Annotated in this window: 9 protein-coding genes and 1 pseudogene; all 10 read right to left on the bottom strand. The window is 44.2% G+C overall.

Annotation, left to right across the window (positions count from 1 at the left end; genetic code table 11):
• Window positions 1-242 precede the first annotated feature (242 nt).
• Window positions 243-500: pseudogene (locus ACQSGY_RS21485) on the bottom strand (CD3324 family protein); the annotation flags it as partial.
• 11 nt (window positions 501-511) lie between these two features.
• Entirely contained in the window at window positions 512-1,237 is a 726-nt protein-coding gene (locus ACQSGY_RS21480) for a hypothetical protein (RefSeq protein ID WP_427180556.1), read from the bottom strand.
• 129 nt (window positions 1,238-1,366) lie between these two features.
• Entirely contained in the window at window positions 1,367-2,239 is an 873-nt protein-coding gene (locus ACQSGY_RS21475; protein ID WP_427180554.1) for an AraC family transcriptional regulator, read from the bottom strand.
• Window positions 2,240-2,434: 195 nt separating this feature from the next.
• Window positions 2,435-2,845, bottom strand: coding sequence for a VOC family protein (locus ACQSGY_RS21470; RefSeq protein ID WP_427180552.1), 411 nt, complete (start codon window positions 2,843-2,845; stop codon window positions 2,435-2,437).
• A gap of 184 nt (window positions 2,846-3,029) precedes the next feature.
• Window positions 3,030-3,668 carry a hypothetical protein gene (locus tag ACQSGY_RS21465; RefSeq protein ID WP_427180550.1) on the bottom strand — a complete coding sequence of 213 codons (639 nt, stop codon included), beginning with the start codon at window positions 3,666-3,668 and terminating at the stop codon, window positions 3,030-3,032.
• A gap of 208 nt (window positions 3,669-3,876) precedes the next feature.
• A complete protein-coding gene (locus ACQSGY_RS21460; RefSeq protein WP_427180549.1) occupies window positions 3,877-4,650 on the bottom strand; it encodes a class B sortase in 774 nt (257 codons plus the stop codon).
• A 22-nt stretch (window positions 4,651-4,672) separates the two neighbouring features.
• Complete coding sequence (locus ACQSGY_RS21455) at window positions 4,673-10,801, bottom strand: DUF7601 domain-containing protein (RefSeq protein ID WP_427180547.1); 6,129 nt, start codon at window positions 10,799-10,801, stop codon at window positions 4,673-4,675.
• Between the two features lie 393 nt (window positions 10,802-11,194).
• Window positions 11,195-12,685, bottom strand: a complete 1,491-nt coding sequence (locus tag ACQSGY_RS21450) for an aldehyde dehydrogenase family protein (RefSeq protein WP_427180545.1) — start codon at window positions 12,683-12,685, stop codon at window positions 11,195-11,197.
• A 14-nt stretch (window positions 12,686-12,699) separates the two neighbouring features.
• Complete coding sequence (locus tag ACQSGY_RS21445; protein WP_427180543.1) at window positions 12,700-13,785, bottom strand: 5-methyltetrahydropteroyltriglutamate--homocysteine S-methyltransferase; 1,086 nt, start codon at window positions 13,783-13,785, stop codon at window positions 12,700-12,702.
• Window positions 13,786-14,004: 219 nt separating this feature from the next.
• Window positions 14,005-15,744 (bottom strand): ABC-F family ATP-binding cassette domain-containing protein, encoded by a 1,740-nt coding sequence (locus ACQSGY_RS21440; RefSeq protein WP_427180542.1) that lies wholly within the window; start codon window positions 15,742-15,744, stop codon window positions 14,005-14,007.
• Between the last annotated feature and the right edge of the window lie 28 nt (window positions 15,745-15,772).

Here is a 15,772-nt window from a genome sequence, read left to right as displayed (position 1 = left end):
TCATCATCACTTTCCCTTGCAACGTTCTCCACGCTATCAAATTCATCATGCTGAATGAGGCGTAATGGAAATTTAACCACTCCAAAATATAAATCATCTTCCTCTATGAGCTCCTGCACATCGGGAGAGACTTGCCGGGTGAGCAGCAAATAGCATTGAATCCATTCTTCAAGCATCCCGGTATTGGCATAGCTTACAGCTGATTCTATTGTTGGAGAATAAGTTAAGTGCGCATCGGTATGCTTTGAGTAGATGATTTTCTTAATGGAGTCCAAGGATAAGTAATACTCGTCTGCGAGTTCTGATATTGTGAGCCCGTGAGCGTACTTATTTCGGATCATTCGATTGCGCTTTTTCAGTTGGGCCCGGTAGCCAGATGCTTCACCCCAAGCCTTTTTTTCCTCTCCAGAAGGAATATACAGTAGTTTGCCTGCTGCATACTTCTGGATTTCTTTCAATAGTTCCTCAGGGAGAATATCGCTGGCATTTTCATATTTCATTCAATCACCATCTATAAGGCGTAAATTCGATCTTTTAGTTCACTGATAGACTTCATAATGGACGTGCAGGACTCCGTATCATCAATGGATGCATGCCAGCGCAACACATCAATACCTTTATAATAAGCCATACATAAAAATCTCTCCTGAAAATCTGGTATAACGATGTTTCTTTTTTTACAGTACTCGAATAACCGTTCTGGAATCTGCAAATATGGCTTGTTCAAATCCATAATAACAAAATCGAGAAGGAAATCACCGATGCCCGATCTGCTCCAGTCAGGGAATCCGACCGTCGTTTTACCATCTGTAATCATATTAGAGAAGAATGTGTTGTTATACACCAAATAACGTTTTCCCTCACAGTACGGAATTCTGTCCTTCATTTCCTGCAAGTATGTTTCAAAAAAATCACGATCAAGTACCGTTGTCTCGAACATCTCTTTCCAATTGTACCAATAGCCCTCTTTATGCTCTGCAAATGTTCCGACCAGAAATTCCTTACAGCTCCCGTATTCTGTTTTGCATCCATCATCAAACTCACCGTATCCCTCTATTCCCTTGATATCGGATATATGAATTTCCATGATCTTGTCAAAGAATAATTCGTGGCAGGCTCTAAACTGTTCCATGTCCAATTGATCGGCACTAAATCCATTCGGCGTAATACACACCTTTTCTGAAAGTGTTGATCTAATGATACTGTCCTTACTCATCTTTTCTTCTTCCTTTCCCAATTAAGATTCATCAGGTGCGCATCTGACATAGGAAAAGGATAACATTGTAATTAAGTTGGAAATAGGCAATGAATGCCTTAATTAAACTTTACATAGCCACTAAACAATTAAGATAATCGTTTAATTATTCTATCTTTGAACAACGGGTATCCAAATCTCACTCCTGAATTCGGGAGATGACACATCCTTGCCTTCATTCCATAAGATTTCGGGCCCCCGCGCCACTTCGTAATTTGCAGAAGGAAACCACTCCGAATAGATTCGGCTCCAGACCTGTTGTAACGTTTCGGGAAACGGTCCGACAGCTTCAAAGACAGCCCATGTCAGTGCGGGGACCTCTAATTTGGAAAAATCCTTGGGGCATTCCTTGGATGTAGCTGCACCTATATAGTGATCGAGTTCTCCCTGTTCCTCCATTCGCCCTTCAGAAAAATTAACCGAAGCAGAGATTAATCCCTGTGGTTCAACATTAGAGATCTGTTTCAATCGGTCGATATCCTCGCTGGTCAAGCTTTTCCACATGGAGGCGATCTCCGGGTTTACACCCTCAAATTGAATAGGTACTCTTTTCATAAAACCTGCAATACTGAACGCTTCCTTCTCCACAATACGATAATTCATTGCATTTCCTCCCTGAATAGTCAATTGGAAGGTCATTCGTGGATAGGCTACTAAAGACGGCGCATGAGATCTTACTGATGAGGGAGTTATCCCGTGCAATGCCTGAAAGGCTCTGGAAAAGGCGTCTGCAGATGTATAACCGTATTTCACTGCCACATCCACAATTCTTAAGTCACCGGCCTGAAGCTCGAATGCCGCGAGAGTCAGGCGCCTCCTCCGGATATACTCCGACAACGAGATACCTGCAAGGAAGGAGAACATCCTTGAGAAATGATAGTCCGAACACTGGGCTAATCGCGCAGCTTCTCTCACATCGATGTCTTCCTCAAGATGGTCTTCAATATACTGTAAGGCTCTATTCAGATTTGCCAGCGAATCCATTCAAATGACCTCCTTTCAGGTATAGAATATCAAGAGCGGAACGTTCACATCCGACATTTCGTGCACAGATTTGTGGGATTAAATCTAACGAAGAAACTTGCTACGACCAACTTAACGAACAAAAAACGCCCTGTCTACTGATTTATTGAAAACCGTAGCAAGACGTGAGCTGATTTTTATGCGTATATTTACGTGTCAATGGCTCTGATTAAATCTTTGGATCGCTTCTTCGGTTACAGGTTCAAAGAAGTTCACCAGGTTGCCATCCGGATCACGAAACAGCATGGAGCGGTTTCCCCACGGCATGGTAGTTGGTTGCTTCACCCAATAATGAATATATGTGTTCAGGCGTTCATATTCCGCTTCAATATCGGCAACGTGGAACTCCAAAATGACCGGATGATTCGTGGATCCGGCTGCATGTGCTGCGTCCACTTCAAATAATGCTATGGTCTGGGTGTGCCCGATGGCAAGCGTGCAAGATGGTAAAACAAATTGTGCAAATACGGGTGCAGGGCGCTCCGCTGAAACCCCAAGAACGTGCTCATAGAACTCCACAAGACCCTCTACATTGTCAGTAATGATGCGTACAGAAGCAAAATTCACAACAGATCATCCTTCCTCATCTTCTTCATTATTCCCCTAAATCTTGTTATTGCCTGTCTCCTTGCCGTGCTGATCTGATTATAAAAAAACGCCACTGACAACGTTATGTCAGTAGCGTTTATAGGTATTCTCTGCATTTACGTTCACTCTTCCTTTCATGACTTGCGATTTTCGTCTATTTCGCTTAAGAAAACTGACAGAAACCGGCTACAGGGTGTTGTATTTCTGTACCCATTGTGGCGAAAATATATAGCGAACCATAACCAAATGGATAATCTCCATCTTCTCGAATCAATGTATCGGGATAACCATCTTCTTCGACTTGGAAAAAGAATGATAGTGACTCTTTCTTGAGTGTTGCGAAATAATAGTCTTCATTTTGAATCAGCCTCGGATTACCACCCACCTTAATCAAGAAGGGCTGCTCGATTGATATTTCGTCCTTGCTTCGTTCTCCGTTTGAGATAAAGTGTTTTATCAGATCCTTGTGAGTAAAGGATTCCTGCGTACTTTCCACTGAAACAGGATGTTCAATCACCTTGATTGGGCAATGAGGATAGATGTTATTTTCCAAATAGGTTTCACGGTCTTCAGGGATAAAGATCGAAATCATGCACTCTGGTTTGAAGGGGTGGTTAAAGCTCAGATAAAAAGAATACTTTTGGTTACCTTCGTGGATGAGTTCTGATTGGTCGTCGAAAAACTCGGGTGCATTCCCGCCGATCCAGCCTGCTCTATGTTCATTGGTTAAGAAAGGTTTGGCATAATAAAGAATAGATTCTACTCTAGTCGTCAAAATATTCGCTTGATTCTCTATCGTCACTTTACAACTCCCTCTCCAGAATCTGATATTCACTTGTTTTATTCGTATACAGCACTCATCTCCATTATAAAGAAGACTTGTCTTTAATCCACCTACGTTCAACCTCATTCCCGGCTCTTCGTTAAGTCAGGAGACAAAAAAATCGCGTCCTCTAAAGAGAGCACGCGAGATGAAATTAATTCATTTCGTGTTTTGTTTGGCATCGACCTTAACGCTTTCTAGCAACCACCGCTAGCCGGCCATTTTCAGTCGAATATTCGCATGTGGACAGTACAACAAGTTTATCACCATACTGAGCTGTTACACCTGTGTCATAAAGAGCGAGTTTTTTGATACTCTGAACATATGCATCGAACTCGGCGGACGTCTTTACATTCTCGATCTGATAGTATTTAAACACGTCATCTGATTTACGATACACTTTGGATAGAATAACAGCAACAATCTCATACTCTTCCTTTCCGTAAAGCGTGCTGAACTCAAATGCGGCGTGCTCTTTATAAAAGCTTTCGCTCTTGTATTTCATTAAATCTTTAAACATCCAGCCACTTTTCATATGATGTCCGTGAATTAGCAAAATATCTGAACCATTGATCCGGCTATGCTTGTCCAAAAAAGGAAGGCCGCCTTGGGTTTGCTTCTTATCGAAGTCATGATTGAGATAATACTCCGCATCCTGTTGGTTTTGCATGACCGGGTACTCAATTCGAGTGCCGTTAATCTTCAGCCAGCCCACAATGTCCGAGTTCCGCTCGTAAAGGGCACGAAATTCAGGAAGCATGACTGGCTTCTTCTTATTGAACAAAAAAGAGGGGATTGCATCCCCTCCGTTTTTATTCGACCCTTCCTCCCACATGCTTGCCAACTCATCTATTTTCTGTTGCTCAGCATAATCTCGCAGCAGCGTTCTCGAAATCGCGATGAGGGAAAATACCAACACAAGGGAGGAAATGGCGATAAGAATTTTTTTAGTTTTGCTCATGTTCTTACCGCCTTTCCGGTCATTAAATGTGCTTTTTCTTCTTGTTACCGAGCAGACAGAACGCGATCGTGATCAAGGACATCAGTGCCAAAATCATATAGAACATTGGCGATATACTGTTGTCTCCTGTTTTCGGAGCATCGTCCAACTCGCTGCTGGCGTTATCAGTAGCATGGTCACCGTTATCTGTTCCACTGTTGCCAGTGTTGGTTCCTGGGTTACCGTTATTGGTTCCACTGTTGCCGTTGTTCGTTCCTGGAGTACCGCTGTCGCTTCCTGGGGTACCGTTATTGGTTCCACTGTTGCCGTTGTTCGTTCCTGGAGTACCGCTGTCGGTTCCTGGAGTGCCATTATCGGTTCCACTGTTGTCACTGTTCGTTCCCGGAGTACCGTTGTTGATTCCTAGAATACCATTATCGGTTCCACTGTTGCCATTGTTCGTTCCTGGAGTACCATTGTTCGTTCCTGGAGTACCGTTGTCAGTTCCACTGTTGCCATTGCTGCCTCCGTTATTGCCTCCGTTATTGCCGCCGGAGCCACCACCCGAACGGATCGGCTTCATCGGTACATCGTATTTGACAATGTCAAAATCTACAGAAATCGTACCGCTTGTGTGCGTTTCGTATCCGTCCTTCGTTACGACCAGATAGTAATCCGCTTCTGGAAACACCATATACGCATAGAATCCGTTAGCATCGCTATCCTGCTCTGGACTCTTGTTGTCGTGCGGCGGGAAATTCGGAACCGCTGGAAGGGTTACTTTTGTACCCGGAATGCGGCCGTTATCTCTATTCCGCTGAGTATCCGCATAATACAGTGTAACTTTGGCTCCTTCAATTTTCTTGCCCGTGCTCGCATTTCCTGTAGTTTCATCATAGACCGTACCGTAAGGGTCGACTAATTCCTCAGAGATATTCAACTCTCCGTTAGCTTTCACGTCAAGCTGCGTCACTTTGAGGAGCAACTCCTCACCCGTCTCCACTTGATAACGAACTTCCATTGTGTATTTCTGTTCGCTTAAGCCTTCCACGGAGAAAGTACCGTTCGAAGCCATTGGGAAAGCCTTAGGACGACCATTTTCCGTAATATAGTTACCGTCTCTGCCCTTCAGGTAGATATACATATGGCTGGTATGCAAGCTGTTAAATAGCTCTGTTGTTCCGTCCATTTGTTTGAGCAGAATGATACCTACAGCCGTAATATCCGCTGGAATGGTCTCGTCTGTCACACTGCTGTCCACATTCGCCTTTTGTGTGAATTTGACAGGTACATCTTTCCCGCCTACCCGATACACCTTCGTATATGTGATCGTGTAGTCCGTGTCAGCTACGGCTGGGACCGCATATTCACCCTTCTCGTTCGTCTTAATCTGAAGCTCTTCGCCTGTCTTCAGATCGGTCACTGTGATGGAGGCATTCGGAATGATTTCCCCTGTATTGTTGTCACGCAGTACCCCTTCCAGATAAGGGCGAGTATTTTTAAATTTAGCTTCAGCCACTTTTTTCTCCGGAATCACACCCGTGCGAACAAAACGTTCAGGATCCGTCACATAACCATCTTTCGTATAATCGTCCTGGGTTACCGTATACTCGAGAGATGCCGGCAGTCCTTGCACAACAAGCGTCTGGCCATCGGCAAGCTCGAAGCTATCGCCGTTCTTGATTACGCCCTTGCTGCCGTCTGACTTCTCATAGACGTAGGACTCATCTGATCCCTCGCCTGTGAAGGTGATGGTGTACTTAAACAGCTTGCTCTTATCTTCCTCTTTGCCCTTCACTATGTTGCTGATGAGTAGTCCGCCCTTCAAGACGCGCACGTTCGTGAATGGAGCTTCTTCATCCATGCCTTTCATCACTTCGGAATAATTCCGTTCCTCAGGAGTAGTCATGTATTCATCGGTTGTGTAATCTTTTTGGCTAACGGTGTATTTCAGATGTTTAGGCAGGCCTGAAATATCCAGTGTCTCTCCGTCCTTGAGGCGGAAGGTGTCGCCAGACTTGATCGTGCCTGTACTACCATCCGACTTCACGTAGGAGTAACTTTCATCTTTGCCTGTATCCTCAAAGTGGATGGTGTACTCGAATTCCTTCGTCTTATCGCCACCGTTGCCCATGACCGTATTACTGATGGTCAGCTTGTTGACGATTCGTTCGTTGATGAAGTCTGCTTTATGATCACCTTTGTTCACAATGGAGCCGGACAGCTCTCTCGTATCAGGTGTAGTCGTATAGCCATCAACGGTCGTATAATCGTCCTCGGTTACGGTATAGACCAGATTCGCAGGCAAAGCCGGAAGAACTACAGATTCCCCGTGCTTGAGGACGATCTTATCTCCATTTTTGAGCGTTCCAGACGTATTATCCGATTTTTTATACGTATACTCTTGGTCCTGACCTTCGCCCGTGAGGGTCACGGTGTATACAAATGCTTTGTTCGGATCACTGCCGTTGCCTTCTACCTTATTGGTAATGGTCAGCTTGCCTTGGGCAGGTGTAGGCACAATCAGCGGTTGATCCGAGGTTACTTTTACTCCGTCTACCCAGAGAGGTTTCCCCGGTGTATTTCCTACGTATACTTGATAAATCCTTGTCGTAGGCAACCAAGTATTTGTGTCAATATACGTTTCCTTCAGCTCATAGTAGCCTGGGTCAGGGAATAGCAGATTAAGTTTCCCTCCACTATCGGTTTTCCCTTTGGTAACTGTAGTTCCAGTATCTTTTTTATAGAGTGTAAATTCTACGTCTTTCAGCGGATTTCCATTCGGATCTACTTTTCTCAGAGGCAACAGGGCATTCGAGCTTGAGCTACCTGCTACGTCTGAGCTGTCCAGTGTACTTTCGCTTCTGGCACTGACAGCACTCAGGCTGTCATCGCCCTCCAGTTTTACCTCGTTGCCCATTTTGTCTCCAGTTTTCGCTGTAGAGGGATCAACTTCTGTCTGGTACACAAATTGGTAAAACTTATTAGGATCATTCATTTTGAATTTCAGAACCGTAGTTCTTCCTGCGCCTGGTGCAACCTCTACTTGAACTTCGCTATCAGGGTCGCTCAGGTCAAGAGCTTCACCTCGTTCCAGAGTACCACTGGCCGTTAGTTTAGCAGGATAGACGGCCATACTAGGTGATGTCAGCACAAGCTTTCCGTTATCTTCATAACGCAGGTTCATGCCTGCACCCAGAGTATCCTCCAGATAAACGCCCTGCTTCATGTTAAATGGCGGAGTATAGTTTACTGTCCATTCCAACACACCTGGAACAGGTTTAGTTACCGACTTGCCCAAAGTCTGGATCGGTACGATAATCTTACGCTGTTCGGAGAGAATTTTTTCCACTCCGCCCCAAGACATATGGAGGTCAGCTTTGTTATATAACACTTGCTTGTCCGTGCCATTGGTCGTGTATTCGTCCAAATATTCCTCTAAAGCTGCGTTAGAAGGCCTTGCCTTCACCAAGATCACATAAGGACTTTCCAATTTAGAAAAAGTGAACGTTCCTACGTTTCCACTATAGGAAAAGGAGCTTACGACATGAGCATCAGTGCCTGGTTCAATGATCGATTTAGCGTCGTTTCTAACACCATACTCTGTACCTGAACCATTGTCAGAAGATCCTTTCCAAAGCTCATAATCTTTACCTTCAGAAAAAGGAACAAACTCCCAGCCTTCAGGCAATGTGTCCACTAACTTTATATTGCTAATGACTCGATTACCGCCGTCCTTAGCCATTTCTTCTGTGTTATATCCAGGCATATTTACCCCTAGACGGAAGGTGACTGTCTTGGTTGTCCGGTCATAAGCAGAAATCGTCCATGCATCATTACTATCGTTTCTAATGTAGCTGTTAACGTTATTTGGGCTAACATTTTCAAGTGTGCCATCTGCCTTCAATGGTCTCGATGCAAAGAGCATATCCTTGTTCAGCATACGCAGGTGTAAATTGGCGCTGTTTTGCGCTTGTATTACACTTTCGCCATCAATGAGCAAAGCGCGATTAGAGCTTGTTTTCCCTACGTTGATATCCTGTCTAAAAAGGATGTCGGGATTAGTCTCCAGTGCACGGAAACTGAAGGATGCGGAATTTTCCGTATATCCGGTCACCTTGATCAGATCCGCCACCACTTTACCGTCCACCGTTAAAGGGATTACCTTCATGTTCAGATTGGCTACACTCGTCTTCAGCGTTCCTGCCTTATACTGCTTCCAAAGCTGCGCGGAAGTTACATTTGCTTTGATCTTTGCAATGGTTCCTGCACTCACTTCATCAGTTACATCTACGGCGTTGTCCAAGACGTCCAAATTACCACCATGTACGAGGACATCATATACTGCCGCATTCGGCAGAGCATATTGTGGAGCAAGGTTAACCGTCCACGTGATGCTGCCTTGATTATAATCCTCTGTAGAAACAGCACCTGATTTTGTGAAATTATGCGCGCCGATGTTAACGATGGCCTCGTCCGTTACAGCTGCGGGTCTCGTACCCGCCTTCACATCGTTGTTCTGTATGCCATCTGATGTATCCAGATTCCAATTGGCACGAGGGTCGATTCTGAAACTGGAACCACTTATTACTTTGCTTTTAATAAATAGATCCACTTTACCGTTAATATTTCCAAAAGAATACACGCCGTTTGCATCTGGTGTAATGGGTGTTAATCCAGATTCGGTGCCATTCTCTTGCCATTCAGCCGATAAAAAGTCCAGCCCGGCAGGTAAAACATTGGTAATTGTAAAGTCCTTCAACCCTTTTTTGTTATATTGGTTAACCGTGACTTTCCAAAGAATGGTCTCACTCGCATGATCGTATGAGGCACTGGATTGAATCCAGTCGGGAGCAAAGGACATCTCCAGCCCAGCCTGCACCAGCATGCTATTGTCTTGTCTCAGTTCCACTTTACCAGTCATATCTCGGTAGCTACGCCCCAGATTGCTTGGTGGATTCCGATACTCATAATAATACGATTCCTTAGGAATCCAGGTTTTATATTCCACTTTTGGTTCCGGACCTGTTCCCGAAGGGAAAATGTAAGTCAGCGATCCGTCTGCTCCAACAACTGGGGTTGCGTTCTGATCGTTAACTTTGAAGGACCCCTCCACATAAATACCGCGTGAATTTCCAAAGCCTGTATTATATGTTGAGGGATTCGTATAAAATGTCTTCCCGTCTAATGGCAATTTGATCGTTTTATCAAACTGGTCCGACGCAGATACGGTTGACTGCCAAGTAATCGCGCCTTCAACGAACTGAGCCGGTTGAATGCCGCGATAACTATACTGATCCCATCGGATCATCCCAGGCGAGGTTAACGTGATACCGTACTCTGCTGTAACATTTGGATTCTCTAGCTGATATGTACTACCAAAGATGTTGACAGGCTTGTTATCGCCATAATTCAATCCTGTCACATCTGCATCAGCTGTCGTCTCGAAACTGAAGGTAATACCTCGTCCTACCCCATTGAAAAAGTTATCATCACCGTCAAAGACAACTCGAATGCTATTTGGAGTAAAATAGGCAGTACCTAACTGTTTGGTGCCTGAGTCAGTCTGTGCAAACAGAGTTTTGGTAGCTGTCGGAAGCACGACTTCCTTGAAATGATCTTCCCGTTTCAGCTCAATCCAGTCACCCTTTTGAATGTATTTCTCAGGATCTGCATTTGTTGGATTGGCATCATCCCCATTGACGGGTACCTTGAGCCCTTCCGATTTGAGCGTAAATGGTTGTCGGCCCTGAATAATACCATTCAGATCAATAACCACATTCCCTTGTTTCAACTCCAGCGGAAAGGATGAATTAGATCCCATAAATACTGCTGTTTTATCCATCGGGACTGCTTCCATCATGATGGAGTTGTTTGATACATCTTGCTCTTCCTTAGATACTGAGGACGGTTCGTCAACAATCGGCGTGTCGGGCTCACTAACCGTTTCCTCGGACGGCTCGTCCACATTCGGTGAGTCGGGCTCGCCAACCACTTCCTCGGATGGTTCGTCCACAATTGACGAGTCGGGCTCGCTAACCGCTCCCATTTCAGTATCGTTAGGCCCACTCTCTGCATATGCAGCAGTAGAAAACGTCACTGTCTGCAAAACAAGTATAATTGCCAGAAATAAGGACAATAACGGTTTACCTACATTGCGTCTTTGCTTCAATACGAGAATCTCCTCCATTTCTAAAATTTTTGGCGGAACCGAGAGACTTTTTCTCTCCCTCTACCCGCTCTTCTCCTTACAACAGGAAATTGATAAAAAATTACATTCCATTTGTAGGGCATACCTGTCCATTATAAATTAGAGGTCTAACCAAATTCTGACCACCAGTATATATGCACTTTAGACATGATTCGTACTGAGCCTCCATCAGATATGTGCTGCATTTTTAGCGTTAAAATAACGGTTACAAATCACATATATAACAAAAAACGCCCTGTCTACTGATTAACAATCAGTAAACAAAGCGCACTTGTTGACCCTAATTTAGTTTTGATTTCACACCATTTTCAATTCCCTGTACGATATCTATAGTTGTGTGCTATGAGATTAAATTTATTCGGGTATATAGGGAAGATCCAGCGTCTTCGGAACGTTGATCACATGCTTTTCCGTATACGTGCGGATCCCATCCGCACCGTATTCACGACCAATACCCGATTGCTTGAAGCCACCAAAAGGGAACCGAACATCAAGCCCCTGCACAGCAGCTGTATTGATCATTGTCGTTCCAGCCTCGAGTTGACGTGCAACCAAAATGGCATCCTCTTCTTTTCCCCATACAGAACTCGTCAATCCATATATGCTTTCATTGTGTAATTTAACGACCTGCTCTTCATTGTCATATGGCAGAATCGGAACGGTAGGACCAAACTGTTCTTCCACCACAATCGGATCATTATAATCGCAATCTAACACAAGCGTAGGTTGCAGGTAGTAACCTTGCTCAAACCGCTGCTGATCAAGAATTTGGCCGAGCGGGATGACCTTGGCTCCGCGCTTCTGTGCATCTTCAACCAAACCATGCACGTAATCTCTCTGCTTCAGGTTATTAACGGGCCCCACCGTCGTGTTTGGATCAAATGGATCACCAATTCGAATCCAGCGATTTGCTGCCTCTATATATTTTTCCACAAATTCATCATAAATAGAATGGTGTACATATACACGTTTGGCAATCATACAGATCTGGCCTGTTGTCAGGAAATTAGAGATGACAATCCGGCGCATGGCTCGCTCGTCATGAACATCAAAGCTTTCCAGGAAGATCGCCGCATCATTCCCCCCAAGCTCCAGCGTCATATCCTTAATCGTTTCTGAAGCGGCTTTGATAATATGCTTCGCTGTTGCCGTTCCGCCTGTAAAGGCGATTTTAGTCACAAGCGGATGACTCGTCAGTTCAACACCCACATCCGCATCACCATAAACGACATTGATCACACCAGCCGGGAACTCACTCGCAATGATCTCTGCCACCTTCGCCGCCGCCAGTGGTGCATATGGACTTGGTTTGAGCACAATCGTGTTGCCCGCAAGCAAGGCAGGTGCGATTTTAATCGTAGATAAGGCAATAGGGTAGTTCCATGGACTAATCGCTGCCACCACACCGATTGGATCATAGGATATAATGGTTTTCCCATGGTCATGCTCCTGGATCTCTTCCGCCAGAACTGAATTGGCTTCATTACAAGCAAACTCCATCCACATTAATGAAACAAAAATTTCACCATGTGCATCATACAGAGGCTTGCCATGCTCTCTGGACAGCAAATGCACAATTTCATTCTCTGCTGCTTTAATTTTCTCTATCGCCTTTCGCATCCGAATAATGCGTTCATCAACCGAGGTCTGCTTCCATGTTTTAAAAGCCCCTGCTGCCGCTTCAATTGCGGAGGCGGCTTGTTCTTTCGTCGTGACAGGGAAATAACCTACGGTTTCAGCTGGATTTGCCGGATTCTCTTTTGCTACCTGCGAAAGGGATTTTACATGCTGACCATTAATGAAGGCTTCAACGATAACGGTCTCTTGGTCTGCTTGAATCGTCATTTGAATCCCCTCCGTTAATTCCAAACTTCCTCTGCAATTTCCCTAACATACCGAAGTTTCCGCCATTGTTGTTCTTCTGTTAAAATATTGCCTTCTTCTGTGGATGAAAAGCCGCATTGGGGGCTCAAGCAAAGCTGATCAAGAGGTACATAGGTTGCCGCTTCGGCAATCCGGGCTTTAATCTGCTCTTTATCTTCTAACTCGCCGGTTTTCGATGTGATTAAACCAAGCACGATTTTCAAATCTGTTCGATTCACATATTTTAATGGCTCGAAACTACCTGAGCGTTCATCGTCAAATTCTAAAAATAAGCCATCCACGTTCAAGCCTCCAAAAATAACTTCCGAAGCGTAATCGTAACCACCGGTTGAGAAATAGTTGGATTTATAGTTCCCCCGACAAATATGCATCGTTACCACTAAATCTGCCGGTTTATGAGCCAACGTTTCATTAATCATGCGCTGCATCGTTTTCAACTCTACTGCCGGTTCCAACCCTTTAGCGCGCAGCTTATCATGACCGGCCTCTGAGAAGAGGTCTGCCCAAGCGGTATCATCTAATTGCAGGTAACGACATCCTGCATCATAGAAGGATTGAATAGCTTTTTGATATGCTGCAACTGTATCCTGAAGGAATTGCTCCCGGTCCGTATAAATATTAGCGCCGTTTTCCAATCGATAAAGAAGCATATTCGGACTTGGAATGGTTTGTTTTGCGACGGCATCACCTGCATGCTTTTTCAAAAATTTAAAATGCTCTACAAAGGGATGTGCAGAGAAATCGACTTTACCGACAACCCGAATTCCACCTTTGCGAGTCTTCATGTTATGGAATTGAGGTCCATCAATTTCCTCATACAGCTCCACGCCATCCAAACCGCCCAGAAAATCAAAATGCCACCAGCTTCTGCGGAACTCACCATCCGTAATTGCGAATACACTGTTCTCCTTTTGTTTCTCAATCAATCGGATAATCTCTTGATCTTCTACAGCTTTTAGTTCCTCGTATGTGATGTGGCCTGATTTATATTGTTCACGTGCCTGACTTAAGTTTGCAGGACGCAGGAAGCTTCCAACGTGATCATTACGAAATGGTATCATAGAAAAATCTCCTTCTAACTTTTAGTTTCCTGAGTATAGCATGATCGAATTGACTATATGTTATATGAAAAAAGCATGACTGGTCATAGCTTTTAGCAATAGCTAAAAGACCTCAAAAAGCAAAAATCCACAACCTCATAGGGTGGTGGATTTATAGAGTGGAGCGATATGCTTAATTCATCGTTCTTTAATAAAATGTACAGTCCTCAACTACTACGATTATAGCTGCTTGATTATTCCTTCCAGCTCATCAACCAGGCCTTTTGCGCGTTCAAAATCGGTATCCTTCAAAGCCAACTCGATTTGCATTTCAACGGCCTTTTTCTTTTGTTCATTTTGCAGATAGTCTTTATTGAAATGACTTGCGTAAATCATCTGTCTGAATTTGCGCATACTCATTTTTCTGATCGTCTTGTCCTCAATAATGAGTACATAATCCATACCATTTACAACGGAATAGAAATCATGCGAAACCATGAGAATCGCACCTTGATATTCTTCGATGGCTCTCTCCAGTGCGATCTGCGAATAGATGTCCAGATGGCTTGTCGGTTCGTCAAGAAGCAATAGGTCAGCTTGCACCCCAGCAGCTTTAGCCAATTGAAGCATATTTTTTTCGCCGCCGGACAGTGATTGGATCTTTTGATCCAGAATCTCACCTTCAAAGCCGTAGTTCACAAGATAGGCTCTGATCTTATCATATGTTTCAAACCCGGCATCGATAAATTCATGGAGGATCGTATTTGACTCTTTTAGCGTTTCGCCTTGAAGCTGTGATAAATAAGCCACGTTGATATCGTCATTCATTTCAATGGATGGCTGATTGTTTTTGAAAATATCCCGGAGCAACGTCGTTTTCCCCGTACCATTGGGGCCGATTATGGCCACCTTATCTGTCGATTTGATCTCGAAGTTCACATCTTGCAAAAGCAGCTCATCAAAGGAAACGCTATAGTTATTTACCTTGATAGCAATGCTGTCTTCCACTTTATGAATCAGACCAAATCGTATATTCGGCTGTTTAATATCGACAAACGGCGCTTTGATTCTGCGCGCTTCCAATCTTTCTTGAAATTTCACTCTCGCTTTTAACGCTCTTCCTCTGGAAGCTTCCGAATTAATCGTTGCGATGGCTCTGAGATTTTCGATGACACCATCGTATCTTTCGATCTCCTCCGCTTCAGCAACCGCGATTTCTTGCAGTTCGATCTTCGTCTGAAGCAAGGAGAAATTGTACTCGATATATCGTCCGTCAAATTCCTGGAGTTCCATGTTTTCAAGGTGGATGATTTTGTTGAAACAATGATTCAACAGATAGCGGTTATGCGTAACGACCAGCAGCATGCCTTTATGGGAGTTGATCAGTTTTTTAAGTGCATTGAGGTTTTCGAAATCCAGAAATACATCCGGTTCGTCCATAATCATCAGGTCCGGCCTGCGAAGCATTTCCTTCATCACCTGAATTAGCTTGAATTCCCCGCCGCTTAAGGAGGATATGCTAGCATCCTTCAGCTTCAAGAGATTGGCCAGATTCAGCTGTTTATGAATAGTACTTTCAAAATCATCACCGCCCATGGCATCCAGTGCATCCATAGCTGATTGAACCTTTTCCAGCAGCGAATCCATATCCGACGCAGATTCCATTTCCGCATAGATCGCTGTGATTTCATCCTGAAGCTTGATAAACTCTTCTCCGATATATTCAAATACAGTCATATCTCTCGTGGGATCTACCTGCGAAAACTGACTCACATATCCGATTTTGCAATCAGGATCGATCTCCAGCTTCCCCTCGAACAAATGTCTGTCCGGGTCCATCAGAATCTCGATCAGCGTACTTTTGCCACTACCGCTTGTGCCGATAAAAGCACAGTGTTGACCCTCTTCAAGCGTAAATGAAATGTTTTTATAAAGCTCTTTTTGCGGAAAAGAAAAAGATAGATGTTCAACGTTAATCATGGTGTAACCTTTCTTGGTATCTGAAATA

This window comes from Paenibacillus sp. TC-CSREp1, assembly GCF_050171015.1.
Taxonomy (GTDB): domain Bacteria; phylum Bacillota; class Bacilli; order Paenibacillales; family Paenibacillaceae; genus Paenibacillus; species Paenibacillus silvae.
The sequence above is the reverse complement of the archived record's forward strand: the minus strand, read 5'-3'. Positions and strand labels throughout refer to the sequence as shown.